Here is a 26,663-nt window from a genome sequence, read left to right as displayed (position 1 = left end):
CGAACCGACTATATGCACAGATACCTTTGCCTTTTATTTCTTTTACTGGTTTCGCTGCAACTAACTGCCCAACGCGATAGCACGGCAGTTAAACCTGCCACAACCCAACCTGCTATACGCGCTGTTAAGCGTGCGGCTGCAGATACGGTTGCGCGTGAAATTGCAGCGCAGAAAGACAGTATCCAGCGCAAAGATTCTGCAGCACTGGCCATTGTAAAGCCCGTGCACACGCTCACCTGGCAGGAAGATACCCTGTTCCGCCGCATCTTCCAGGTAAAATACTTACCCATGCAGGCACCTGCAGTAATGATGTTTTCATCAGAAAAACTGCCTGATAACAAAGACCTGCTGTTTTATGTGCTGGTTGGTGTTGTACTGTTCCTCGCCTTTATTAAAACCGCCTTCCCCAAGTTCTTCGGAAATATATTCAAACTGTTTACACAACCATCGTTCAGGCAAAAGCAAACGAGGGAGCAGCTTTCACAGGATAGCCTGCCTTCGTTGCTGATGAACCTGTACTTTATTGTAGTAGCCGGTTTATTTATCAGTGTAGTGGCCAGCCAGAAAAGCTGGGTAAGCATCCCGTTCTGGTGGGTATTACTGTACAGTACGGTAATACTTGCAGTGATCTATTCAGGTAAATTCCTGTTCCTGCGTTTTACCGGCTGGGTGTTTAATGCGGGTGATGCTGCAGAAACCTACACGTTTATTGTTTTCCTGATCAACAAAATGCTGGGCGTAATACTTGTTCCGGCACTGTTGCTCATCGCTTTTTCACATGGTGCGGTAAACAGTGTTGTGCTCACTATCACCGTGTGTACCATTGGTTTATTGCTGGCTTACCGTTACGCCATATCGCTGGGAGCTGTTCGCAAAACCTTACAGGTGAACGCTTTTCACTTTTTTATTTACCTTTGCGCCGTCGAAGTGGTACCGCTTTTGTTAATATATAAGGTACTGTTTAATAAAATTGGCTTTAGTTTTTAATTTTGTACTTACGAACGAACAACCTGTAGCATGGTAAAAAATGGGGCAACAAAAAGCTCAAGCAATTCAAAAGGAGCTAAAAAAATATTGATCACCCAACCCAGGCCTGAAAGCGACAAATCTCCGTACTTTGAGCTTGCCCGCAAGCATAGTGCAGAGTTGGTCTTTCATCCGTTCATCCGCCTGGAGGGTATCCCTGCGCGCGAATTTCGCAAACAGAAGATTGATATTGCGTCATTTTCTGCAGTAATCTTCACCAGCCGCAATGCCATCGATCACTTCTTCCGCACCTGCGAAGAAATGAAAGTGGCCATCAGCCAGGATACAAAATACTTCTGTATCACCGAAGCTGTTGCATTGTACCTCCAGAAGTTTATCCTTTACCGTAAAAGAAAAGTTTTCTACGGTGCAGACGGTACCAACAAAAGCCTGTTCGATGTAATCAATAAACACAAGGAAAACGAGCGTTTCCTGTATGTGTGCAGCGAAAACCAGCAGGATAACGAGATCGTAAACTATCTCAAAACAAATAAATGCGAACACCAGCTCGCGTTTATGTACCGCACCATCAGTAACGATATTAAGGAAGTGATGAGTAACGTAGAGTACGATGTCATCTGCTTCTTTACCCCAAGCGGTGTAAAAAGCCTCTACGATAATTTCCCCGGCTTCCAGCAAAACGGTACCAGCATTGGTGCATTCGGCAGCAACACGGCCAAAGCAGTGGAAGAAGCCGGGCTGAACCTCGAAATAAAAGCTCCCGCACCACAGGCACCCAGCATGGTAGCAGCACTCGACCAGTTTTTAACCAACGCAGCAAAAAAATAAAACACCACAGGCCAACAATGCCTGCGTTGCTTTTGTAAATACATTCCCGATCCTGCTCTTGACAAGCAGGATCTTTTTTTTAGCTATTCAAACTAACCCCAATGTCCAACCGATTGATCAATGAAACCAGTCCGTACCTGCTGCAGCATGCACACAACCCGGTTGACTGGTATCCGTGGGGACCAGAAGCGCTGGAAAAAGCAAAGGCAGAGAACAAGCCTATACTCGTAAGCATTGGTTATGCGGCCTGCCACTGGTGCCATGTTATGGAGAAAGAGAGTTTTGAGAACGATGCCACTGCCGCACTGATGAACCGCAGTTTTATCAACATCAAGATCGACCGCGAAGAGCGGCCCGATCTCGATCATATTTACATGGATGCCGTGCAGGCACTCACCGGCAGCGGCGGCTGGCCATTGAATGCTTTTCTTACACCTGACGGAAAACCGTTTTATGGCGGAACCTATTATCCGCCCGTAAGCGCCTACCAGCGTCCCAGCTGGACGCAGGTGCTCGAATCAATCAACGATGCCTGGCAAAACAAACGCGAAGAAATAGAAGCACAGGCCGGTAACTTAACCGATCACCTGTTAAATGCCAACAGCTTCGGCATACGCACACCCGGCGCCGAAGAAACGGCAGCCCTTTTTACCCGTGATAACCTGCAGCAGATTGCAGCTAATATATTAACCCAGGCCGATACCGAATGGGGTGGGTTTGGGCATGCACCCAAATTCCCGCAAACCTTTGCCATACAGTTTTTATTGCGTCATCATTATTTCACCGGCAGCGAACCTGCCTTACAACAGGCATTGCTGAGTATTGATAAAATGATTGATGGTGGCATTTACGACCAGGCAGGTGGCGGCTTTGCACGTTACAGTACCGATAAGGAATGGCTGGCCCCGCATTTTGAGAAAATGTTATACGATAACGCACTGCTGGTTGCCGTGCTGGCCGAGGCTTACCAGCTCACCGGCCGCCAGCAATACGCAAACGTGATACATGAAACCCTTGCTTTTGTAGAAAGAGAGCTCTATGCATCCGACGGCGGTTTTTACAGCGCACTGGATGCAGACAGCGAAGGGGTGGAGGGTAAATTCTATACCTGGCAAAAGGCAGAGATCAACGAACTGCTGGGCAATGATGCAGGATTGTTTTGCCAGCTATACGACGTGCAGGACCATGGCAACTGGGAACATACCAATATTTTGTGGATTCCCGGGCAGCGTGAAACGGTTGCAGCGGCTCATCATATAACAGTACAGCAGCTCGAAGAAAAAATGCAGGCCTGGAAAACACTGTTGCTGCAGCGAAGAGCGCAAAGAGTGCGGCCTGCGCTGGACAATAAAATACTGCTGGGGTGGAATGCCCTCATGACAACTGCTTATTGCAAAGCCTATGCAGCTACCGGTAACACCCATTACCGTGAGGTAGCAGAAAAGAACATCAGGATGCTTTCCAGTTTATTCAGCGCGGCAGACGGCGGTTTATTTCATTCACTAAAAAAGGATCAGCCTCCTGTTGAAGCCTTCCTTGACGATTATGCGTATTTTGTACAGGCACTGGTTGCGTTGCAGGAAATAACCGGCGAAGTGAAATACCTTGCCCGTGCAAAGGAGCTGATGGAGTATGTAGAAATGCATTTTGCAGCAGATGGGGGTTACTTTTTTTATACGCACAATAAGCAGCAGGATGTAATCGTTCGTAAGAAAGAAGTGTATGATGGCGCCACACCTTCCGGAAATGCAACTATGGCATTTAACTTGCTGTATTTGTCTGTCGCATATAACCGCCCCCAATGGTACAACCAGGCGGAAACTATGATCGCCGGATTAGGACAGGCCATTACCCGTTACCCCACTTCTTTCGGAGTATGGGCAGGTGTGGTTCAGCTGGCAACAATGGGACTGAATGAAATTGTTGTAACCGGCACCGATCCTGGCAATATCCTGAATGATATACTGCGTTGTTTTATTCCCAATAAAATTATCCAGTCGTCTTCAGCAACCCATCCCGACTTCCCATTACTGGCCGGCAAGCCGGTACAACCTGAAACCGCCATTTTCCTGTGTAAAAATTACGCCTGCCATGCACCCGTTTATGCGGTGCAGGAACTGATAAAATCTATCCGGTCAGGTATGTAAGCCATGCCTTCAAAACATGTCCCGCACAGCCGGAATGCGTTGTAATGAAAAACAGGCCAGTTTTATTGGAGTGATCATTAACATTTATTGACATAACCAGCAATAGCATTGCTAGTCAGCAAGTTGTTGCAATAAAAATGATTGGGGTTGAAACAATATTCTGAACAAAAAGGCGTTTTTAAGCCTTACCAGGTAGCTGCTTGTTAACGATTTAATAAAAGTTGCCTGATATGTTTAAATAGCTATATTTGCTCAATACCCTTCAAACCATATTAGTAGAATGAGAAGCCAATTGATCGCAATATCCGCACTAACTGCGCTTATTTTTGCAGCTGGTTGCAATAAAAAGGGGAAGTATCAGGGCCCCCCGGATGATGGCCAATTACATGGAGTAAGTCCTTCAGCGCGGGGTAGTATGGGTAAACCACTCGGTATGGTATATGTGCCACCGGGAACCTTCCACATGGGTCCCAGCGATGAGGACATCAATTACAATTTAACAGCCCGTAACAAGCAAGTGTCTATCAATGGATTCTGGATGGACGCCACCGAAATTACCAACAACGAATACCGTCAGTTTGTAATGTGGGTGCGCGATTCACTGGCCGCCGTTGACCTGGGTTATATGAAAACCGGTCAAAGCGGGGATACTGCCATTGACTGGAAAAAAGCGCGTACCATTAATTACACCGATAAAACCACGCTGGAAAAACTGAACCGCATGGTGTTGGCGCCGGATAACCGGTTGTACAATAAAATCGGGATCGATCCTGATAAACTGGTGTACAATATCCAGGGCTTTAACCTGAAAGAAGCCGCCAAACGCGAAAACGCAGGCGTACCGGTAAGTCACTTCATTTACCGCTACGAGCAGAAAGTATATCCCGATACACTGGTTTGGATGCGTGATTTCTCCTACTCTTATAATGAGCCGATGGCTAAACGCTACTATACACACCCTTCATTCGGCAATTACCCTGTAGTAGGGGTGAGCTGGAAACAGGCAGTAGCCTTCTGTCACTGGCGAACACATTACCTCAACAGTTTCCTCGAAGCCAAGAAAAAAGCAGTGGAAAGCGATTTCCGCCTGCCTACAGAAGCTGAATGGGAATACGCTGCAAGGGGCGGCCGCACACAATCCATGTTCCCCTGGGGTAACTTTTACCTGAGAAACAAAAAAGGTTGTCTGCTCGCCAACTTTAAACCAGGCAGGGGTAACTACCCTGAAGACGGTGGTTTCTATACCGTACGCGCCGATGCCTACTGGCCCAACGATTTTGGCCTGTACAACATGGCGGGTAATGTGGCAGAATGGACCTCTTCCTATTACTACGAAGGCTCTTACAACTTCCAACATGATATGAACCCCGACGTTCGCTACGACGCTAAAGACAATGATCCTCCCAGGATGAAGCGCAAGGTAGTAAGGGGTGGCAGCTGGAAAGATGTGGGTTATTACCTGCAAACCAGCACACGCAACTACGAGTACCAGGATACAGCAAAATCGTACATCGGTTTCAGGTGTGTGATTGACCTGCCTGCCATGCTCAAAAGGCGTTAATCGTTAAAGTTTAGCTATAAACGGAATACTAATAAACTATACCCAAGAATCCTTAAAGGCTGGCATCAGCCTTGTGAAAGACGTTTTCAGCAATTGAACCATACACAAAAACACAAACAAAAACTTAACTATGGCATCTGGAGTTTCTCCCGCAGTAAACAGGCTCGTAAACGTTATCGTATGCGTAGGCGCATCTATTGTAATTGTTGGTGCGATGTTTAAAATCCAGCACTGGCCAGGCTCTAGCGTATTCCTTCCGCTTGGTCTGGGTATCGAAGCAGTGATCTTCCTCGTATACGCGTTCTTGCCTCCGCCCGATAGTGGCCACGAAACAGCTCCTGTAGCTGTAACCGCAGCAGGTAACCCTGCACTGAAAAACATGGAAAAAATGTTGCAGGACGCAGATATCACTCCTGCCAACCTTTCTAAACTGAGCGCCGGTTTCCAGAAACTGGGCACTACAGTAGAAAAAATGGGTGAAATCAGCGATGTAGTAAAAGCTACAGGCGACTATACACAGAAAACCAAAGAAGCAGCCATTGCTTTAACTTCTGTAAAAGACGCTTACGTTACTACTGCCAACTCACTGGCTTCATTCAACAATGCAGCCGGCAGCACACAGGTGTTCCACGAGCAGGTACAGGTACTCACCAAAAACTTGTCTTCTTTAAATACTATTTACGAATTGGAATTGCAGGAAAGCAATAACCATCTGAAAGCCCTGAATCAGTTCTACAGCAAACTGGCCGAAGCTTCAGCTGCTATGAGCAACAGCGCCGATGACGCAGTCAGCGCTCAGAAACAGATTGCAATGCTGGCTACAAACCTGGGCAAACTGAACCAGATTTATGGCAATATGCTCACTGCAATGCAGGGTAGATAATAGCGCATATAAACTTGATGATCCAATTTCGTAACATGTATTAAAATCTATTCCTGATATGGCACTACCTAAAGAGCCACGGCAGAAGATGATTAACCTGATGTATTTGGTGCTGACTGCATTGTTGGCGCTGAATGTGTCGAATGAAATCCTGAACGCCTTTAAAACCGTGGATCGTAGCCTGAATAATGCCAGTGCAACGATTAATGATAAAAACGCAGCTATCTTCAAGTCTTTTGAAGCTAAATTAAAAGACCCAGCCAGCCGCGAACGTGCGGAGAAATGGCTTCCCAAAGCGCAGGAAGCGCAGAAATTATCTGAAGATATGTTCGCCTACCTCGAAGGACTTAAGGTTGAGCTGAAAAAACAGTCTGGCCTTGAAGTGAAGAATGGTGTGGAAGAATATAAGGAAGATAACCTGGAAGCTACCACCCACCTGTTCGTGGAAGGTAAATATGGCAAAGAATTACAGCAGAAATTAGCTGATTACAAAAACAAAATGCTGGCAATTGACCCGGATATTAAAACCGAATTTGCCAAAACATTACCTATCGATCTCAGCATCCCTAAAACACAGGAAGCAACCAACCAGAAATGGGAATTTGCTTACTTCCATATGACGCCAACGGTTGCAGGCATTACCATTATGAGTAAATTCCAGAATGATGTGCGCAACAGTGAAGCCATGGTTATTGATGCCATTCACAGAAAAGTAGGTGAAGTTGCCGTAGTATACGATCAGTTCCAGGCTATAGCCAGCCAAAGCTCGGCGTACCTGATGCCTGGCCAGGAATTAACCATCACCGGTGGTGTAGGTGCCTTCAGTAAAGCTGCAGCGCCTACCGTAAGCATCGATGGTGCTACCGTTCCGCTGAATGCTGACGGTGTTGCTGAATACAAAACAACGGTAGGCGGCCCCGGCGCGTATACTAAAAAGGTGCATATTTCGTTTAAGAAACCAGACGGCACCATGGGCTCACTGGATAAGGACATCGTTTATAACGTTGGTTCTCCCACCGGTGCAAGCGTAAGTGCTGACAAAGTGAAAGTACTGTACATTGGTTTGCCTAACGACCTCAGCGTAAGCGGCGGTAGCGTAGGTGACGAAAAAGTACAGGTTAAACTGGACAATGGTTCCCTGGAAAAAACCGGTCCCGGTAAATACGTAGCGCATCCTTCAACAGCAGGCAAGGCAAACGTAACCGTAGTTGCCGATGGCAAACCAACCAACTTCGAGTTCAGGGTAAAATCAGTACCTGATCCTGTTGCCATGATTGGTAAAGACAAAGGTGGCCGCGTACCAACCAATAACCTGAAAGCCCAGCAGGGTGTGCGTGCTGAACTGGAAAACTTCGTGTTTGAAGGGGTAAGCTTTAACGTAACCAGCTTCGTGGTATATGCTACAGGTGCTGGCTTTGGTAACCCGGGCATCGCACAGAATGCAGGTGCTTATTTTGGTGCAGACGCCAAAAGAATTATGAGCAAACTGCAACCTGGCAGCACGCTGGTGATAGATGAAATCAAGGCGGTAGGTCCTGACGGACGTACAAGAACCTTACCTACACTTGCTTTCAACTGTTATTAAGGATTTTACATTACAATATTTAAAATATGAAAACCAGTATAGTTAAAGCGATATTGTTGGCGGTAGGGCTGGTATCCTTCCTCGCGATCGATACGCAGGCGCAGAAAAAGAGAAAGCCGCGCGCACGTAGTGGTTATGGAACGACTACTGATACTACTCAGAACAACAATTCGCAATCTGGTTATGGCAATCCGCCATCGGGTTATGGTGCCCAGCCTTCATCAGGTTATGGTACCCCTCCGCCGGCTAACAATGCACAGCCGCAGAGCAATGTACCACTCGAGGTGATTCCTAATTCAGGCGGCGGTTTAACCGATACCATCAAGCAGTCGCTGCGTAATGACAATGCAGTAGAACGCAACCTGGTAAAAGAAAGAACGCCACTGACGTACGAGAACATCCGGGAAGATGATGCCGTTTACCGTCAGAAAGTATGGCGCGTAATTGACGCAAGGGAAAAAATGAACCTTCCGTTCCGTTATGCCGCTACAGAAGACAATGGTAACCAGCGTTTCATCTCTATCCTGTACAGTGCCATCAATGGTACAGACAGTGTAACAGCTTTCTCTGCCGATGATGACCGTTTTACAACGCCTCTAACCAAAGAGCAGGTGGTAAAATCACTTTCCGGCGGTGCTGGTTTTGATACAGTAGACGTAACCGACCTGAATGGTAACGTGGTAAAAAGGGAAGTACGCGGCAAACAGATACCGATTGATTCTATCTACAAATTCAAAGTGAAAGAAGAATGGATCTTTGATAAAGAATCATCACGCATGTTTGTACGTATCCTTGGTATCGCACCCATGATGCGTTTGCGCACCTCAAGCGGTATGGACCTTGGTGAAGATGTAGTGCTTTTCTGGGTGTACTACCCCGATCTGCGTCCCACACTGGCCAAGTACGAAGTATACAACGGTAAAAACTACGGTGGCCGTATGAGCTGGGAAGAGCTTTTTGAAAGCCGCATGTTCTCCAGCTACCTCGTAAAAAGTACTATTGATAACCCGTTCGACAAAGAGTTTAAAGAATACATTAAAGACCCCCTCTTCCGCTTGCTGGAAGGTGAGAATGTTAAAGATAAAATCTTTAACTACGAGCAATCGCTCTGGTCTTACTAAGGTTATTCAAATAATATAAAAGGTCCCGGCTCGTCCGGGACTTTTTTTGTGCCTGTATCAACCGGTTTCCAGGGCAACTTTTCATAAGTGTCGTTTCTACACAAACCGTTGCGTATTTACTTTGATAGATGGTTAAAAAATGGACGGCTGCCGTTCAGGCAAAATTGAATGGCAATAATGGCCCTGGTTTCTTGAAACGCTTGCTGTGACTGCATTTCACGAGTAGTAATGTGTATATAAAACACGAAAGTATTATGCAATCGTGTACATTAAAAATTGTATATAACTGCAAAAAAACCAATGAAAAAACTTGCCGGAGCATTTTCATTACTTACCTTTACCCTGGTTTTTCATAGGATATTGGATTTTAAAATGGGGTTGGATTTCTATCCTGGCCCCTTTTTTATTTTAGGCCTGTCCTCAACAGAAACACCGGTTTTGCGCAACCGCTTTCAGGCAAATCTTCCGTACGGCTACATGTTCTCCCGACTATGTTTGCTCCCCTGTTTTTATCGGCAAAAAATAATCAGTTATCGATATTGCCTGCTGCTTGCTCCGGGTTCGCTTCCCCGTGTTCGGGTTCGTGAAAATGATTAAAAACAAGCATGGCTTTTGCCTTCCCGATTAAACCGGAAAGTTCCGCTACTGTTTTGCCCTGGATGTTTTTAACAGACTTGAATTCTTTCAACAGCTGGGTGGCCGTTTGCTTGCCAATTCCCTGTATCTGCTCCAGTTCGTTTACAAAAGTGCCCTTTGAGCGTTTTTGCCTGTGAAAGGTGATACCGAAACGGTGCACTTCGTCGCGTATGCGGCGTATCAGTTTCAGGCCCTCGCTGTCCCAGGGTAGTTTGATCGATTCACTGTCGCCGGGGAAAAACAGTTCTTCTTCGTTTTTTGCGAGACCCATCAACGTCATTTTACCCACCAGTCCCAGTTCGCGGATGCTTTCCATGGCAGCGCCCAGCTGGCCTTTGCCTCCGTCGATAATCACCAGCTGGGGCAGGGGCTTTTCTTCTTCGGTGAGGCGTTTGTAGCGGCGGTACACGACTTCTTTCATGGTGGCAAAATCGTTGATGCCGGTAACGGTTTTTACATTGTAATGGCGGTAATCCTGTTTGGCGGGAATACCATCCCTGAAACAAACCATGGCCGATACCGGGTAACTGCCCTGGAAATTGGAGTTATCGAAACATTCGATGTGCACCGGCACTTCGGGCAGCTGCAGGGCCTGTTGTATTTCGTACAGCACTTTCTTCTTCTCCATATCGGTACGGCCTTCCAGCTGCAGTATTTTGCGTTTGTGCAGCTCTTCCTTAAAGTAATTCACGTTTTTAAGGGAAAGATCCAGCAGCTTCTTTTTATCGCCGCCTTTGGGCAGTGTAATGGTTACATTGCCGTCAGGGTATTCAATGGCAAAGGGCAGTACAATTTCATGCGCGGCACTGTTTAGCTTCTCGCGCAGGTTTAGCACGGCAAATGCCAGCACATCTTCTTCGCTTTCTTCAATCTGGGCTTCCAGTTCAACGGTATGGGTTTGCACAATGGTGCCGTTTTCTACCATCAGGTAGTTCACGTAAGCCGTGTTGTGTTCTTTTAAAATAGAGAATACATCGAGTGTGCCCAGGTGTTTGCTCACAATAACAGAGCGCGACTGGTAGTTTTCGAGGTGTTCAATTTTGCGGCGTACCATCTCCGCTTTTTCAAACTGCATGTTTACGGCCAGTTCGGTCATCTGCGCTTTAAACACATTGATCACGGGTGTAAGGTTGCCTTTCAGCAGCTGACGTACCTGCTGCAGTCCTTCTGCATAATCTGCTGCAGTTTGCAGCCCCTCGCAGGGGCCTTTACAATTGCCCAGGTGATATTCAAGACAAACCTTGAATTTGCCTTTCTGTATGTTGTTCTGCGTAAGATTGAGCTTGCAGGTACGCAAAGGAATGTATTGCCTGATAAAGCTGATGAGTTCCCGTACTTTACCTGCTGAGGTAAACGGCCCCAGGTATTCGCTGCCATCGTTTATTTTGCTGCGGGTTAAAAAGATACGCGGGTAGGGCTCTTTTTTAATAACGATGTACGGATAGGTTTTATCGTCTTTCAGGTTGATGTTAAACCTGGGCTGAAACTGTTTAATCAGGGAGTTCTCCAGTAAAAATGCATCCTGTTCCGAATCTACAATGGTAAATTCAATGCGGTTAATGCGCTGCACCAGCTCGTGTGTTTTATAGCCGGTGAAGGTTTTGGAGAAATAGGAGCTGATTCTTTTGCGAAGGCTTTTGGCCTTACCCACATACAGCAATGTGCCGCCTGCATCAAAATATTTGTAGATGCCCGGTTGAACCGGGATGGTGGCTGCTATTTGCTGAAATTCCTGCTGCGTCATGTCTTGCCTGTTAATTTTGTCCGTTCCACACGAGGGTGGTTTGTGTATTGCTGTTTTTGCCTTTGTGGCTGATGCTTGTGTTGATGGTGCAGCTTTCGTTCTGCTTCCATCCCAGGCGGGTAACAATAGAACTGTCGTTGCGGTTTTCCATGGTGGTGATAAAAATGCGTTTCACTTTCTGGTCTTCCGGTTTCAGCAGCACATCAATGCGCTGTACAGGCAGGTCTTTGTTGTTGGTGGTATAGCTGATGGTATAGCTGTTGGTGCTCTGGTCGCCGAATACGGATTCGCTGTAATATTTTTTGATAGCGGGTTCTGCAATATTAAACCGGGTAAATACCTGTGTAGCTTCATTAAACTGCTCGCGGGTAATAGTGGCCGAATCTTTTTTATCGTCGGTTACCGTGAGGCGGTACATAAAGTAAGGCACGCTGTCGATAGACTTGATTTGCGCGCGCAGGTAATCCTGCACAGGAAAAAATGCCACGGTATCGTTGTTGTAGGTATTGGGCGGTGGCGCCGCATGCTGTTTGCAGGCTGAAACCAGCAGCGCACAGGCTGCCAGCAAGTACAATGATTTCATACGGTAAAGATACGGCCATAAAAAAAGAGAAGATGCACAGATGGCATCTTCCCTTTAAGCAGTTGTGTTTGTGTTGCGGCTTTAACGAATGGTTTTGGTAACGCTGAGCTTAATCCCGTAATCAAGCAGGTATTCTTTGATGGGATAAGCCGATTTGAAGGTAGACAGCTGCTGGTAACGGAACTGCGGTCCAAACTGCCACCTATAGTCACCCGTACGGTAACTGATATAGGCGCCGAAGCTGGTGTTCACATTCCAGTGACGCAGAAGGGATGACCCGTCGGTATAATTTTTCAGGTTGGTAGAGAGCACAAACGGGTCTTTGTTAAACATATAGGTGGGCGCTGCGAGTGCGGTAACGCCCCAGGTGAAAGGTTTTGTAGCGCTGGCCTTCCAGTCGATCCCGATAGGCAGTGACAATTCACGGTACCGGTTTTTGAGGATGGACAGTGTATTTACAGTGGTGCTGTTGTCGTAAGTAGGGGCAGGCTGCGGGCCGGGGCCTGAAGAGCTGCCAGGCAGGGGCTGGTCATTGCTGTGCTGGGTATAGGCTTCAATGTCGTACTGGCGCTGATTATACTGCAAACCGCCTTTCAGGGTCAACTGCCTGTTAAGCCGGTAACCGAGCAAAACGCCCACTTCCATGCCTATGGCCGGTTTGTGACGTACCACCTTGTTTACGTCAACCGAAGTGTTGCCGCTGAGCGGGGTAGGTAAAAAGCGCTGCAGGTCTGCATTGCCTTTATCATTCAGCAGGCGGCGGTAGCTGGCCGAGGGCGTAATGTACGCTTCTATATCAAACCTGGAGATCCTTGGTTTTAAGGTAATAGCCGTAGTCTGTTTGGTAAAGCCGAGGTTTTTCAGCAATTCATCGTTGGGATTATGCGTGGCCGCGTTGGCGCTGAAATTAAACTTGTTATTGTAGGTGAGTGTGTCAAACCTGTAAGCGGCATTAAATGCAATACCTGAGGCAGGCAATGTATCGGCACGGCTGAAATTAAACGTGTCAACCAGCGCCTGTGCAGTAGCTTCTGCGGGTAACTGCAGCTGCGCAGCAACCGGTGGCGGAGCCGGTGCAATGGCAGCGGCGGTAACACTGGCGGCTACAGCAATATCGGCTGCCGGGGCATTTTGCTCGTGTATTCTTTGCCTGGCATCATCAATGGTGCGGCGGGTAATAATTTCTGTGGCAATAGATTCTTCGAGCGGTTCAACAGAATTGGGGGCGGGTGTAGCGAGCGCAAGCTGCACTTCGGGTGTAGCCATGCGGTAACGGGTATTGTTAAGCAGCTTATCTGCCGGTTTTAACAGTAAAGTGCTTACTACCAGCAAGGCAATGATAATAATGGAAATAAAGGTGAGGGCAGGCCAGCGGCCACGTTCATGCAATTGCTCGTGAATATTACGCCACAGCTGATCGCCCGGATACATCCGGTGATGCTTTACCTTATTTTGAAGGTAATCCTCAAATTCGTCGTTATAAAAGGGGCTTCGCATCGGTAAGGCTCATATCATTTATTAGTCTTCAAAGAGAGCAGCCACGCTGCATCGGGTTCCGGTTTTTCCAGAATCTTTTTTCTTACAAGAATCGTTTCAAGCATAGCACGTGCACGGGTATACTGGCTTCTGCTGGTACTTTCCTCAATATCGAGCATTTCTGCAATCTCCTTATGACTGTAGCCTTCAATGGCATATAGGTTTAAAACGGTTCGGTAACCAATGGGTAGCAGGCGGATACATTCAATAACCTGTTTGGCCTGCATAATGGCAGGAATGGTATCTTCGCGTACCTGCAGCAGCGCGGCATGCGCGAGGTCTACATTTTCATTGAATTTCTTGTGTTTCTTGATCAGGTTGATACAGGTATGAACAACGATACGCCTGATCCATCCTTCAAAAGCGCCCTTGTGCTGAAAGGTGTGAATTTGTGTAAACACTTTGATGAAGCCCTCCTGCAGCATGTCTTCCGCATCTTCACGGCTTTGCGCAAAGCGATAGCACACCGAGAGCATCTTGGGACTGTACCTGTTGTACAATTCCCGCTGTGCAGCCGGATCGTTTTGCAAACAGCCTGTTAAAAGAGCACTCTCATCCATCAGCAGTGATTGTGTCTTTTAAAAATACACATAATTTTCGGTAAAACCTTAAATAATGGCCGGTAGACAGGGGGAAGAAAATTTTGCAACATTGTTGAAAAAATGATCCATATCCCTAAATTTGCAGCATTGTATCAAAATTAAACAGCAGTTATGAGGCAAACGGTTTTTCTGGCGTTGCTCATGGGGTTGGCAACACAGGGAGCATTAGCACAAAGAGATTCTACTGGCAAGAAAGAGACAGGATCGCGTTCGGTACATCCCGTATTGACGGGCAGGATAACCGACGCCAAAACCGGTAACATGCTGGCAGGAGCAACCATTTATTTTCCCGACGCACACACAGGTGCCATCGCAACCGGCGACGGCAGTTATAAAACCCGTGTGCTGGGCAATGGCAAACACCTGGCTGAAATAAGCTACCAGGGTTATGCCACCGTGATCAGGGAAATTACCGTTCAGGGAAACACCACGCAGGATTTTGCACTGCAACCGGCCGTGGTAGAGCAGGAAAACGTAACCGTAACCGGTGTTACCTCGGCCATCAGTACCAGGCGCTCACCGCAATCGATCGAGATTGTTAAACACAACGACCTGCTGAACACTTCTTCTACCAATGTAATTGATGCATTGACCAAAACAGTACCCGGCGTGGCAGGTGTTACAACCGGCCCGGCTATTTCAAAACCATTTATCCGCGGCCTGGGCTACAACCGCGTGCTTATTGTAAACGACGCTGTTCGCCAGGAAGGCCAGCAATGGGGCGATGAACATGGCATTGAAGTAGATGACTACAGCGTAAAACGTATTGAGGTGCTGAAGGGACCGGCTTCATTGATGTATGGCAGCGATGCACTGGCAGGTGTAATTAATATACAAAGCTTAACGCCTGCGCCTGAAGGCAGCATGAATGCCCATGTGCTGAGCGAATACCAGACCAACAGCCGCCTGCGTGGTTTTTACGGCGATGTGGCAGGCACCAAAAATGGTTTCAGCTGGTCGGCTTACGGCAGTTACAAAGGGGCAGCGGATTACCGCAACAAATACGACGGCCCGGTTTTTAACTCCAAGTTCTACAACAAGAATGTAGGCGGTTTGCTGGGTTACAGCGGCAGCTGGGGCTACAGCCATTTAATGGCCAGCAGCTTTGACCAGCACATTGGTTTTAACGAAGGCGAACGTGATTCTGCCACCGGCAAATTTTTAAAGGAATTGCCCGGAGGTGAGGAAGTAATTGCCAGCGGATCTGACTTCAGCAAAATAAAACCGGTGGTGCCTTTTCAGCACATTCGCCACTTTAAAGTAACCAGCGACAATGCGTTCAACATCGGCAAAAGCAAGCTGGATGTAACCGTTGGCTACCAGCGCAGCCGCAGGCAGGAGTTTGGTAATGTAGACGATATCAGCACACCCGATGCCTTTTTTGATTTGAAAACCGTGAACTACAGCGTACGTTACCACTTACCTGCATCCGGCCCCTGGCGTACCAGTTTCGGAAGCACAGGCATGTATCAAACCAACACCAACCGTGCAGCAGAAGTGCTGATACCTGATTACAGTTTATTCGATATTGGTGGTTTTGTTTTTGAACAATACTCTACCGATAAGTTAACCGTGAGTGGTGGCGTTCGTTTCGATAACCGCCATGTAAACGGCAAACAGTTGCTGGAAGACGGCGCTGAAAAATTTGCACCTTTCACGCAGAACTTCTCCAACCTCACCGGCAGCGTGGGCGCAAGCTACGCACTGTCGCATGTAGTGAACCTGAAAGCCAATATCGCCCGCGGTTTCCGCGCACCCAATATGGCCGAACTGGCCAGCAACGGTGCACATGAAGGCACGGTTCGCTATGAAGTGGGAGACCACAACCTGAAGTCTGAAACCAGTTTGCAGGGCGATGCAGGTGTGGAAGTAAACTCCGAACACGTATCACTGGATGCAAGTTTGTTTTACAACCACATCACCAATTTTATTTACTACCGCAATGTGCTGAATGCTGCAGGGCAAGACAGTACAGTGGCCGATCCTGACGACGGCTCGCCTCTGAACGTGTTTAAATTTGCACAGCAAACCGCGAACCTGTACGGTGTAGAAATGAAACTGGATATTCACCCGCACCCGCTTGACTGGCTGCATTTCGAGAACATTTTCTCTTACACACGCGGTAAGTTTACACAGGCTGTTGATGACAGTAAAAACCTGCCCTTTGTACCTTCCGCACGTTATATTTCTGAACTGCGCGGCAACTTTTTTGCACAGGGTAAAAATGGGTTGAAGAACCTGTATGTAAGTGTAGAAAGCGATTACACCTTCGATCAGAACAATGCATTCACCGGCTTTGCTACTGAAACCGCCACGCCCGGCTACTGGCTGATTAATGCAAGCATCGGTTCGGACTTTACCGATAAAAAAGGCAGAACATTGTTCAGTTTACACCTGGCCGGTTATAACCTGGGCGATGTAGCCTATCAAAGTCATTTAAGCCGTTTGAAATACCTCCCGGTAAATGAGGCTACAGGCAGACAAGGCATTTTTAACATGGGCCGTAACTTCAGTATAAAGCTGGAAGTGCCGCTAAGCTTTCATATTTAAATAAAAAAAATCCCGGCTGCTGCAGCCGGGATTTTTTTTATTGTTCAATTGTTTGATGGTTCCATTGTTTTATTGCCCATTGCCGTTGGCTGCTGCCGGTACAGGCTGTTTGGCGGCCGGCTTGCCGGAAGCAGGCATGGCAGCAGGCTCTGTGATTGCAGGATATTTGCGTTCGCCAATTTGCTGACGCCACATGGCGTGATACAGACCATTGATGGAAAGCAACTCCTGGTGGGTGCCGGTTTCAATAATGCGGCCTTTTTCCAGCACATAAATCCTGTCTGCATGCATAATGGTGCTAAGGCGGTGTGCAATTAAAACAGTGATCTGTTCTTTCAGCATCGAAATGTTTTTGATGGTAGCCGTAATTTCTTCCTCTGTAATAGAATCCAGTGCAGAAGTAGCTTCATCAAAAATAAGCAGGTGCGGGCGGCGCAGCAGCGAGCGGGCTATGCTGAGGCGTTGTTTTTCACCACCGCTGAGTTTTAAACCACCTTCACCAATTACGGTTTGCAAACCATTGTCGGCCTTGGCCAGCAGGGTATGGCAGCTGGCTTTGTACAATACATCTTCCAGTTCTGCATCAGTGGCATCGGGGTTTACAAACAACAGGTTTTCTTTAATGGTGCCTGCAAACAGCTGCGTATCCTGTGTTACAAAACCAATTTGCGTGCGCAGCTCATCAAAATCAATATTGCTGCTGTGCACCCCGTTGTAATTGATATCGCCTTTTTTTGAACTGTACAAACCTACCAGCAGTTTTACCAGTGTGCTTTTGCCTGAACCGGATGGACCAACAAAGGCAATGGTTTCACCTTTCTTTACTGAAAAGCTGATATGCTCCAGTGCAGGGAAATTGGCTGTCTGATGCTGGAATGTGACATTATTGAAATCAAGTGTTTCAATACCGCCGATATGTGCAGGGTGCAGCGGTTTGATTTCTGCAGGCCGTTGCATCAGTTTTTCAAAATTCTCCAGCGATGCTTCTGCTTCGCGGTAAGAGGAGATGATGTTGCCGATTTCCTGCAATGGCCCGAAAATAAAGAATGAATAGAATTGCATGGAGATCAATTGCCCTACGGTTAAAATATCCCGGTACACGAGCAACATCAATACAAACAGGATCACCTGGCGCAGCGTATTTACAAAGGTACCCTGTATAAAACTCAGGGTGCGTATGCTCTTCACTTTCTTCAGTTCAAGGCCGAGTATTTTATAGGTATTGTTGTTCAGCCTTCTTATTTCCTGCTCACTTAAGCCAAGGCTTTTGATCAGTTCAATATTGCGCAAGCTCTCGGTAGTGGTACCAGCCAAAGCGGTGGTTTCTTTTACAATGACTTTCTGGATGCGCTTTATTTTTTTACTCAGCAAACTGGTTAAAAAGGACAGCAGCAGGATACCGGTGAAGTAAATAACCGGGAGCGACCAGTGTATGGAAAACGCGTAAATGGTTACAAATACCACACCCACGATCAGCAGGAAAAACACGTTGATAAAGTTGGTAATAAATTTCTCCGTATCAGTACGCACCTTGGTTAAAATGCTCAGCGTTTCACCGCTGCGCTGGTCTTCAAAATCCTGGAATGGCAGCTTGAGGGAATGTTTCAGGCCGTCAGTGAATATTTTGGCGCCGAATTTCTGGATAATCACATTGGTAGCATAATCCTGGAATGCTTTGGCAATGCGGGATATCATGGCTACGCCCATTAATAGCAGCAATACCCATATAACCCCTACCACAAATCCATGCGGGTCTACTGAAAAGTTTTTGTGTTTTACCGCATACTGGTCAATCAGTTGCCTGAAATAATAGGGGTCCAGCAGGGAGAAAGTCTGGTTAATCGTGGCCAGTAAAAGCGCAAGTAACACCAGCCACTTGTGTGGTTTTAAATAATGAATCAGAATCTTCATGCAATATATTTTAAACGGGCATTTTACTTTACCCGCTACAGGGGCCTGTTTTATGTTGAAAAATTACGCTTTTCCTCAACAACAATCATGCTGCTGCCCAATGCTGTCAAGATGACTACCTGCCGGCCCAGCCTTCCCTGTCAAGACTGCGGTACTGGATGGCTTCTGCCACATGCATGTTCTGTACCTGGTTGCTCCCGGCAAGGTCTGCGATGGTACGGCTGACCTTCAAAATACGGTCGTAAGCGCGGGCGGACAGGTTAAGTCGTTCCATGGCATTTTTCAATAATGTTTCGCCTGCGGCATCAGGACGGCACCATTGGTGCAATAATTTCGTATTTATCTGCGCGTTACAGTGTGTACCGGGTTGCTGTGCATACCGTTGTGCCTGTATGTCGCGGGCTTTCAACACCCTGTTGCGGATAAGGGCAGAAGGCTCTCCCGTCTCTTGCCTGCCCAACTGCTGAAACGACACCGGGGTAACCTCCACATGCAGGTCAATACGGTCGAGCAAAGGACCTGACACCTTGTTCAGGTATTTCTGTACAGCGCCGGGCGCGCAGGTACATTCTTTCTCCGGGTGATTGTAAAATCCGCAGGGGCAAGGATTCATGCTGGCGATGAGCATAAAATTGGCCGGAAAATCCAGTGCAATGCGTGCGCGCGAAATACTCACACGCCGTTCTTCCATAGGTTGACGCATTACTTCGAGCACGGTGCGTTTAAATTCGGGTAATTCATCTAAAAATAACACACCGTTGTGCGCCAGCGAAATTTCACCCGGTTGTGGCAGGCTGCCTCCGCCAACGAGGGCCACATCGCTGATGGTATGGTGTGGCGACCGGAAGGGGCGCCTGCTTACCAGTGCCATATGATCGGGCAGTTTGCCGGCCACACTGTGAATTTTGGTGGTTTCCAGTGCCTCGCTCAGGTTAAGCGGTGGTAAAATAGTGGGTAACCGCTTGGCCAGCATGGTTTTGCCTGCGCCCGGCGGACCGATAAGCACAGCATTATGTCCCCCGGCTGCGGCAATTTCCAGCGCACGTTTAATGTTTTCCTGGCCCTTTACGTCGGTAAAATCCACATCGAAAAGGTGCTGTGTATGAAACAACTCTTCTGCCGCATTGACTGGTACCGGTTGCAGGGGTTGTGTGTTGTTGAGAAAATGGATCACCTCGCTTAAATGCGATACACCATATACCGGCAGCAGGTTGGCAATGGCTGCTTCTTTGGCGTTCTGGAGCGGAACAATAAGCCCGGCAAAGCCTTCGCGGTGTGCCTGCATGGCAATGGGCAGTGCGCCTTTAATGGGTTGAACGGTACCATCGAGCCCCAGCTCGCCCATCATTACATACTGCTGTAATTTATCAGGCTGTTGCAATTGCTCGGATGCGGCGAGTACACCAACAGCAATAGGCAGGTCAAATGCAGAGCCGCTTTTTTTGATATTGGCCGGCGCCATGTTCACCACCAGTTTGGTGCGCGGCATATGGAGCTTATTGGTTTTGATGGCGCTTTCAATGCGCTGCAGGCTTTCTTTAACGGCATTATCGGGAAGGCCCACCATGTAATAGTTGCGGCCGGGCAATACATTTACTTCAATAGTGATGGTAATGGCATCAACGCCATATACGGCGCTGCCAAAGGTTTTGACGAGCATGTGTGCGATGTTTAAATAAGGTTAGGGAATAAAGATAGCGGGCAGATGCATATGTACAAGTGTGCAGAAATAATGAACAGGAATGGAGGGCAACTTTTTATGGTTTGTCAGGGAGATCTGTTGCCATTTTACGTACAACAACAATTTAGCTACGTTAAAAAATCAATTACACGCATTTACGGAAAAGGCAGGCCGTTACAGGCAGAAATATATCAGATTACAGGCTGATTATAAAAACACCACAACCGTACACTTATGAAACGCAATAACAGGATGGGTGTTTATGCACTTGTCTTTAGCCTGTGCCTGTTGCTGCTATTACCTGCTGTAAGCCATGCACAGGAGCAAACCGTTAACCAGCTTGCGTTTAAAGGTGGTTATGGTTTTGAAACCCCGGATGGCAGCAACGGGTACAGCGGCAGCATTGGATATGGCAGAACAGTGGGCAAGGCCATACTGTCGTTAACAGCACAATGCCTGGCGCTTGGGCATTTAAGTCAAACGCTGCGCAATGCCAGGCAGCAGGGCGCTGCCCCAGGCAGTTACCGGTCACTGTATATTACACCTGCCATTGGCTGGTGTATCATGAACGAAGAATACCCGGTGATGCTGCAGGTGCATACAGGGCTTGGTTTCCGGCTGTACAACTATGCACTGCCCGGTGCGCAGGATAAAACCATGCAACCCGCCTTTCCGCGCAATGGCAGCAACTGTGCATTTTATGCGGGCATGCAGGCGAGTGTATTTATTACCGGCACCTTGCGGTTGGGCGCGTTTGCAGATACGTATAGCAACAACAAACCCGCCGATGCAGTGCTGGCGGGTTTACTGGTAAGCGTTGGCTGGTAGGTATTACAGCTGTTCAAGCATATTTACCACGCCTTCGTTTTTCAATATCAGGTAGCCCAGGCGATCGTTGCTGATGCCATGTTTTAACTGGTAATTAAATTCAAGCTGGTCGTTGTTTACCTGTGTTTCAAAATAGCGGAACTGGATGTTGGAATGCACTTGCAGCTGGTCACCTATTTCGTACAAATGGGTAGAAAGGATAAACAGCGTATTCTGCATTTTGCGCAAGCCTTCGATAACAACCGTGCTGCATTTCATGGCGTCCTGCACGTTGGTGCCCTTAAACAGTTCATCAATGAGGATCAGCCATTTTTTGCCGTCGCTTATTTTTTCAATGGTTTTGCGGATGCGTTGTACTTCATTGAAAAAGTAGCTTTCGCCTTTAACGATATTGTCTGCCACTTGTATGTTGCTCAGCAACCCGTCGAACATTGTGAGCTGCATGTGTTGTGCGGGAACGCCCATACCTACATGCGCCAGGTAAACGGCTATGCCAACTGCTTTGATGAATGTGCTTTTGCCGGCCATATTGGCGCCGGTTAAAAACAAAAAGTTCTCATGTTCGGTTAAGGCAATATCGTACGAAACAGGTGTTTGCAATAAAGGATGAAACAACTGCGTGGCGGTAACAGCCGGTTTTACTGCCTCGATAAATTCAGGGAATATAAAGTTGAACTGTTTGCATGCAACGGCCATACTGTAATACGCGTCCAGCTTGCTGTACATTTCTATCAGTTCTACCACCTGCTGTTTAAAATGGTAGCGCAGGTAATTGCCAAAACGCAGCATGCGGTCAACCGGCAACGGTTGGGAACGGTCCACCTGCAGCATCTCTTGTATTTGCGGGCGTTGCAGTACCTGGTCAATACGCGTTGCAATATCTTTGAGCTGCGTGGATTGATTACCGGGTGTAAGCAGCCGGCTCAGCTCTTGCAAACCTTGTACAAAGTCGATGAAATGGGTTACCGAATACCGAACAATGCCAAAATCGGAAGGATTGGTGATTTTGTAGATAAGGGCAGTCAGGAGGTTGGAACTGGCCGGTATATCATTGACAGCGGTTTCGTAGAAACGGCCGATCACCATGATAGTGCCGTTGGATATTTTCTGCGGCCAGTGTGGCTCAATGGCAATAACCTGACGTAGCAATGCCTGGGTATCGGTGATATCTTTTAAGGTAGAGAGCGGTTTGCCCAACAATACGCGCAGCCATTCCCGGCCGCCGATGGTTCGGGTAAAGTCGAAATGATGGATAACAGACAACTCTTCATCATGAGACATGATAGACAAATCGTACAAGGTGGTTTTGTCGGCCTGCATAGTGGTATTTCTGGTTTACGTTACGGTATTGGGGTTGATGTTTAGGGCAGTTTACCTGGTAAATTGCAAACGCATCCCCCTATTAGATTCATCGAACTGCCCGTTTTCATAAACCAGGTTGCCATTAATAAAAGTATGGGTAACCGAAGCCGGGTAGGTAAAGCCTTCAAACGGGCTCCATCCGCATTTGTATAAAATATTCGACTTGTTAACGGTATAGGGTTGATTCATGTTTACCAGCACAAGGTCAGCAAAATAGCCTTCCCTTATAAAACCACGTTCTTTGATCTGGAAGCAGGTGGCAACGGCATGGCTCATTTTCTCCACCACTTTTTCAATACTGATGGCGCCCTGCTGTACATAATGCAGCATGGTAAGCAGTGAGTGCTGAACAAGCGGTAAACCGGCATGGGCTTTTTCATAGGCCTCCTGTTTTTCATCCCAGGTATGCGGTGCATGGTCGGTTGCGATCACATCGAGGCGGTCATCGAGTAAAGCTTTCCACAAAGCCTGCTTATTATGGGGTGCCTTGATGGCCGGATTGCATTTAATTAAATTTCCCAGCCTTGCATAATCATCGCTGGTGAAATGCAGGTGATGCACACACACCTCGCAGGTGACGCGCTTGTTTTCGAGCGGCACCAGGTTGGTGAACAATTGTAGTTCTTTCTCAGTAGTGATATGTAAAATATGCAGGCGGCTGTTGTGTTTTTTGGCAAACTGTATGGCCCGGAATGAAGATTCAAAACAAGCTTCTTCATCGCGTATTATTGGATGATCCGATGCTTCCAGCACCGGCTTTTCTGCTTTGCGTGCAGCGAGGTTGCGTTTAATGATGGCTTCGTCTTCACAGTGTGTGGCAATGAGCAATTCACTGTTGCCAAATACTTTTTCGAGCATCAGCGGGCTATCAACCAGTAAATTGCCGGTAGAAGATCCCATGAAGATTTTTACGCCGCACACATCATTCTTTTTGGCGTTGGTGGCCAGTACTTCTTCAATATTGTCGTTGGAAGTACCCATGTAAAAAGAGTAATTGGCCAGTGCAGTTGCGGCAGCGATATCGTATTTGTCTTCCAGCAGTTGCTGTGTAAAAGCCGGCGGGTTGGTATTGGGCATTTCCATAAAACTGGTTACACCGCCTGCCACGGCTGCCTTTGCTTCTGTATAAATGCTGGCTTTATGCGTGAGGCCGGGTTCGCGAAAATGTACCTGGTCGTCGATGGCGCCGGGCAACAACATCAATCCGGTGGCATCAATTTCTTTAACAAGGCCTTTGGCATCAATCTTGCCGCCTATTTGCGCAATTCTGCCACTGCTTATCAACACATCGCCATGACTGATCTTATTTTCATTAACGATTCCCGCGTTTTTAATCACATAATCCATATAGTCATTTAATTTAAAGTATGCTTATGCAAGGTATGAAACAATGGATGATTCTATTAACTACCCTGTTAATTAGCATCGCCGCGTTTTCCCAAACCGACTACATTCCCCTTTGGGATAAACAGAACCAGGTACTGGACCGCCTGGGTATTCAGTTGCGCAACGATTCGGTGCTTGAATTCAGCTCCGTACGCCCCTACAACCGCCAGAAGGTGACCCAGCGGGTGCTGTATATTGATTCGCTGGATAAGGCCGGGGCCCTGCCTTTTAAACTGTCGCAGCTGGACCGCTACAATATTCAGCGGCTGCTGATGGACAACGAAGACTTTGCGCCAGCCTATTTTGATTCGTTCCGCATTAAAAAGCCCGTGTTTAATACATTCTACAAAAATCCCGGCAGTCTGTTCGCTGTGAACACGCCCGATTTTAAACTGGTGGCTAACCCGCTGCTGAACCTGCAATACGGGCATACCAACGATGGTACAGGCAATCTTTTTGTGAACAGCCGTGGCATTTACCTGCGCGGCAACATTGCCAACATGGTTGGCTTTTACACCTACCTAACCGAAAACCAGGAGCGGGACCCGCGTTATGTACGGCAGTTTTTTGTAGCGCACAATGCTGTGCCGGGCGAGGGGTACTATAAAACCTATGGTAAAAACCTGCAGGGGTTTGATTACTTTGATGCCCGCGGTGGTATTACCTTTCATGCCAGCAAATATTTTGATTTTGTGTTTGCCTACGACAAACTGTTTGTGGGCAACGGTTACCGCAGTATGTTCCTGAGCGATTTCAGCAACAGCTTCCTGCATTTTAAAGTAAATGCACGTTTCTGGAAATTCAATTACCAGAGCGTATTTGCAGAACTTACCTCTGCATTTAAAAGCGGCCCGGATTCTATCCGTCCCAAGAAATACATGGCCCTGCACCATATTACTTTCCAGGCTTTCAAATGGCTTAACCTGGGCTTGTATGAAAACATCATGTTCAACCGCTCCAATGGCTACGAGCTTAATTACCTGAACCCGGTAATTTTCTACAAAGCCATCGAGCAGGGAATGGGCAGCCCGGATAAAGTGAGCACCGGCCTGGAAGCTACTTCCAATATCACCCGCAATATCCAGCTGTACGGTCAGTTCCTGATAAATGAATTCCAGGGCAGTACCTTCTTCCAGCTGGGGGCAGGCAGCTGGCGTAATAAACGGGCCATACAGATTGGCGGTAAATACATCAATGCTTTTGGCATCAACAACCTGGACCTGCAGCTGGAAGGCAATTTTGTAAGGCCGTACACTTATGCGCACTATGATAGTATCGGCAATTTCTCCCACTACAACCAACCGCTGGCACATCCGCTGGGCGCCAATTTCAGGGAGCTGGTGGCCCTGGCCAAATACCAGCCTTTCAAAAAATTATGGTTGCAGGGTAAGCTCATTGCTTTTAAACAGGGGCTTGACAGTGCAGGCAAAAACTTTGGCTCAAATATCTTCCTGAACTATTACACACATGCTGTTACCGATGATGTGAAAATAGGCGTAGGCCTGCCGGTAACCAGTGTTACACTCGGCTTTAACGCCTCGTACGAAATATTTGAGAACACTTATATTGATTTCAACGGAACCTACCGCACCTACAACATACAGGGCCGCCCCAACAGCAACGCCCTGTTTTATACGTTTGGCTTCAGGATGAACATGGCGCGGCGGGAGTTTAATTTTTAGTGAGTGAGTTGAATGTTTAAGGTTGAATGTTTGAAGTTTAAAGTTGGGTTGGGAAATGGGGTATGCAGTGATGCATACCTTCTTTGCTTACGGTGAGCGGCTTGTAGCCTGTAGCTTGCTGCTCGCAGCTGTTCGCTAATCTTCCAGGTTCAGCGTAAAGAAAATCATGCGCGACTGCAGTTTGTCGAATACGCTGGAGTATTTAAGCGATGGGTCGCGGCTGTGAATATTGGTGAGGCCCTGGCTGAATTTGATTTCCGGCGATACGGTTACGAAACGGAGGTAGAAGTTGAAACCGATGCCGGTTTCTACGCCAAAATCACCTTTTTTCAGTTTTACCAGGTCTTCCGCATTGCGCGCGGCCGAGTTGCTGGCCAGGTCAAGATCGTATTTGATACCGCCCAGCAGGTATACCCTGAAATTGTGTATGCGGTCTGAATTGAATTTGAAATGGAACGGAAAGCCCACGATGGTGGAAGGCATCAGCTTTTGTTCGATGATACTCTCGCCGGGTGACGGGTTTTTGAGTGTATAGGTGATGTACTTGGAACCACCGATGATGAGCTGCGGGTTGGCCCTGAATTCAAGGTGATTGCTGATACGCAGGGTGCCCAGCAGGCCAAGGGCGATACCGCCTTTTGAACCGGGTTCGGTAACCAGGATGCTGTCGTTCTGGTAAAACCGTGGATTTTTTGAAGTATGCAGGTATGATGAGTTGTAGGAAATACTCATTCCAAAATAATAACGCCAATCATCATGATCGGGCCTGTTAAGGCCAATGCGTTGGGCCTGGGTACGAAAAACGCCTGTCAAAGCCAGCAGAAACAGAAAAGCAGCCTTCCCCAAATATCTCCCGGCTATGCAACGTTTGTTAAAATAAATCATTGAAATAAATAATATAACTTGTTTCAAAGCGTACAAATTGTCCAGTCGTGCTGTTTGTAAGGATTAATAACGTTATTCACGCAAGATAATTGTATGCGCAGCAAACAGCAGCTAAACCCGGCCGGTTAACGGGCGCCGGATTGATATAAGCCGCACATTGTCAGC

19 protein-coding genes are annotated in these 26,663 nt (G+C 47.4%); 10 read left to right on the top strand and 9 right to left on the bottom strand.

What is annotated here, in order from left to right:
• Positions 1–12: 12 nt before the first annotated feature.
• The 7 genes from DXN05_RS18645 (at position 13) to porN (ending at position 9,112) form a co-directional block, all read left to right on the top strand.
• A complete protein-coding gene (locus DXN05_RS18645; RefSeq protein WP_116848803.1) occupies positions 13–987 on the top strand; it encodes a DUF4271 domain-containing protein in 975 nt (324 codons plus the stop codon).
• A 30-nt stretch (positions 988–1,017) separates the two neighbouring features.
• Positions 1,018–1,815, top strand: a complete 798-nt coding sequence (locus DXN05_RS18640; protein WP_116848802.1) for a uroporphyrinogen-III synthase — start codon at positions 1,018–1,020, stop codon at positions 1,813–1,815.
• A gap of 101 nt (positions 1,816–1,916) precedes the next feature.
• Positions 1,917–3,962, top strand: a complete 2,046-nt coding sequence (locus DXN05_RS18635) for a thioredoxin domain-containing protein (protein WP_116848801.1) — start codon at positions 1,917–1,919, stop codon at positions 3,960–3,962.
• A gap of 280 nt (positions 3,963–4,242) precedes the next feature.
• Positions 4,243–5,523 (top strand): T9SS ring complex lipoprotein PorK/GldK, encoded by a 1,281-nt coding sequence (gene porK / locus DXN05_RS18630; RefSeq protein ID WP_116848800.1) that lies wholly within the window; start codon positions 4,243–4,245, stop codon positions 5,521–5,523.
• A 130-nt stretch (positions 5,524–5,653) separates the two neighbouring features.
• Entirely contained in the window at positions 5,654–6,406 is a 753-nt protein-coding gene (gene porL / locus DXN05_RS18625; protein ID WP_116848799.1) for a type IX secretion system motor protein PorL/GldL, read from the top strand.
• 58 nt (positions 6,407–6,464) lie between these two features.
• Positions 6,465–7,991, top strand: a complete 1,527-nt coding sequence (gene porM, locus DXN05_RS18620; protein ID WP_116848798.1) for a type IX secretion system motor protein PorM/GldM — start codon at positions 6,465–6,467, stop codon at positions 7,989–7,991.
• Between the two features lie 26 nt (positions 7,992–8,017).
• Positions 8,018–9,112, top strand: coding sequence for a type IX secretion system ring subunit PorN/GldN (gene porN / locus DXN05_RS18615; protein WP_116848797.1), 1,095 nt, complete (start codon positions 8,018–8,020; stop codon positions 9,110–9,112).
• Positions 9,113–9,638: 526 nt separating this feature from the next.
• On the opposite strand, the gene uvrC is transcribed toward porN, so the two are convergent.
• The 4 genes from uvrC to DXN05_RS18595 all read right to left on the bottom strand — a co-directional run bounded on the left by uvrC (position 9,639) and on the right by DXN05_RS18595 (position 14,171).
• Positions 9,639–11,492: an excinuclease ABC subunit UvrC gene (gene uvrC / locus DXN05_RS18610; RefSeq protein WP_116848796.1), complete on the bottom strand. Its 1,854-nt coding sequence runs from the start codon at positions 11,490–11,492 to the stop codon at positions 9,639–9,641.
• Positions 11,493–11,502: 10 nt separating this feature from the next.
• A complete protein-coding gene (locus DXN05_RS18605) occupies positions 11,503–12,075 on the bottom strand; it encodes a hypothetical protein (RefSeq protein ID WP_147313988.1) in 573 nt (190 codons plus the stop codon).
• A gap of 81 nt (positions 12,076–12,156) precedes the next feature.
• The gene (locus DXN05_RS18600; protein ID WP_158559322.1) at positions 12,157–13,506 is read right to left on the bottom strand and encodes an outer membrane beta-barrel protein; all 1,350 of its coding nucleotides are present in this window, start codon (positions 13,504–13,506) and stop codon (positions 12,157–12,159) included.
• Positions 13,507–13,586: 80 nt separating this feature from the next.
• A complete protein-coding gene (locus DXN05_RS18595; RefSeq protein WP_116848793.1) occupies positions 13,587–14,171 on the bottom strand; it encodes an RNA polymerase sigma factor in 585 nt (194 codons plus the stop codon).
• 153 nt (positions 14,172–14,324) lie between these two features.
• Here DXN05_RS18595 and DXN05_RS18590 point away from each other — a divergent pair, with 153 nt between their 5' ends.
• Positions 14,325–16,763: a TonB-dependent receptor gene (locus DXN05_RS18590; protein ID WP_116848792.1), complete on the top strand. Its 2,439-nt coding sequence runs from the start codon at positions 14,325–14,327 to the stop codon at positions 16,761–16,763.
• Between the two features lie 69 nt (positions 16,764–16,832).
• On the opposite strand, the gene DXN05_RS18585 is transcribed toward DXN05_RS18590, so the two are convergent.
• Together DXN05_RS18585 and DXN05_RS18580 are read right to left on the bottom strand one after the other, a co-directional pair.
• Positions 16,833–18,674 (bottom strand): ABC transporter ATP-binding protein, encoded by a 1,842-nt coding sequence (locus DXN05_RS18585; RefSeq protein WP_116848791.1) that lies wholly within the window; start codon positions 18,672–18,674, stop codon positions 16,833–16,835.
• Between the two features lie 115 nt (positions 18,675–18,789).
• Positions 18,790–20,334, bottom strand: a complete 1,545-nt coding sequence (locus DXN05_RS18580; RefSeq protein WP_116848790.1) for a YifB family Mg chelatase-like AAA ATPase — start codon at positions 20,332–20,334, stop codon at positions 18,790–18,792.
• A gap of 255 nt (positions 20,335–20,589) precedes the next feature.
• On the opposite strand from DXN05_RS18580, the gene DXN05_RS18575 reads away from it, so the two are divergent.
• A complete protein-coding gene (locus tag DXN05_RS18575) occupies positions 20,590–21,183 on the top strand; it encodes a hypothetical protein (RefSeq protein ID WP_116848789.1) in 594 nt (197 codons plus the stop codon).
• Between the two features lie 3 nt (positions 21,184–21,186).
• Here the strand turns inward: DXN05_RS18575 and DXN05_RS18570 are convergent, their stop codons facing one another.
• The gene (locus tag DXN05_RS18570; RefSeq protein ID WP_116848788.1) at positions 21,187–22,503 is read right to left on the bottom strand and encodes a MutS-related protein; all 1,317 of its coding nucleotides are present in this window, start codon (positions 22,501–22,503) and stop codon (positions 21,187–21,189) included.
• A gap of 51 nt (positions 22,504–22,554) precedes the next feature.
• Positions 22,555–23,892 carry a dihydroorotase gene (locus DXN05_RS18565; protein WP_116848787.1) on the bottom strand — a complete coding sequence of 446 codons (1,338 nt, stop codon included), beginning with the start codon at positions 23,890–23,892 and terminating at the stop codon, positions 22,555–22,557.
• A gap of 20 nt (positions 23,893–23,912) precedes the next feature.
• On the opposite strand from DXN05_RS18565, the gene DXN05_RS18560 reads away from it, so the two are divergent.
• A complete protein-coding gene (locus tag DXN05_RS18560) occupies positions 23,913–25,613 on the top strand; it encodes a hypothetical protein (RefSeq protein WP_158559321.1) in 1,701 nt (566 codons plus the stop codon).
• Positions 25,614–25,748: 135 nt separating this feature from the next.
• On the opposite strand, the gene porT is transcribed toward DXN05_RS18560, so the two are convergent.
• Positions 25,749–26,498, bottom strand: a complete 750-nt coding sequence (porT, locus tag DXN05_RS18555; protein ID WP_116848785.1) for a type IX secretion/gliding motility protein PorT/SprT — start codon at positions 26,496–26,498, stop codon at positions 25,749–25,751.
• Positions 26,499–26,663: the final 165 nt, after the last annotated feature.

This window comes from Deminuibacter soli, assembly GCF_003412455.1.
Taxonomy (GTDB): Bacteria; Bacteroidota; Bacteroidia; order Chitinophagales; family Chitinophagaceae; genus Deminuibacter; species Deminuibacter soli.
The sequence above is the reverse complement of the archived record's forward strand: the minus strand, read 5'-3'. Positions and strand labels throughout refer to the sequence as shown.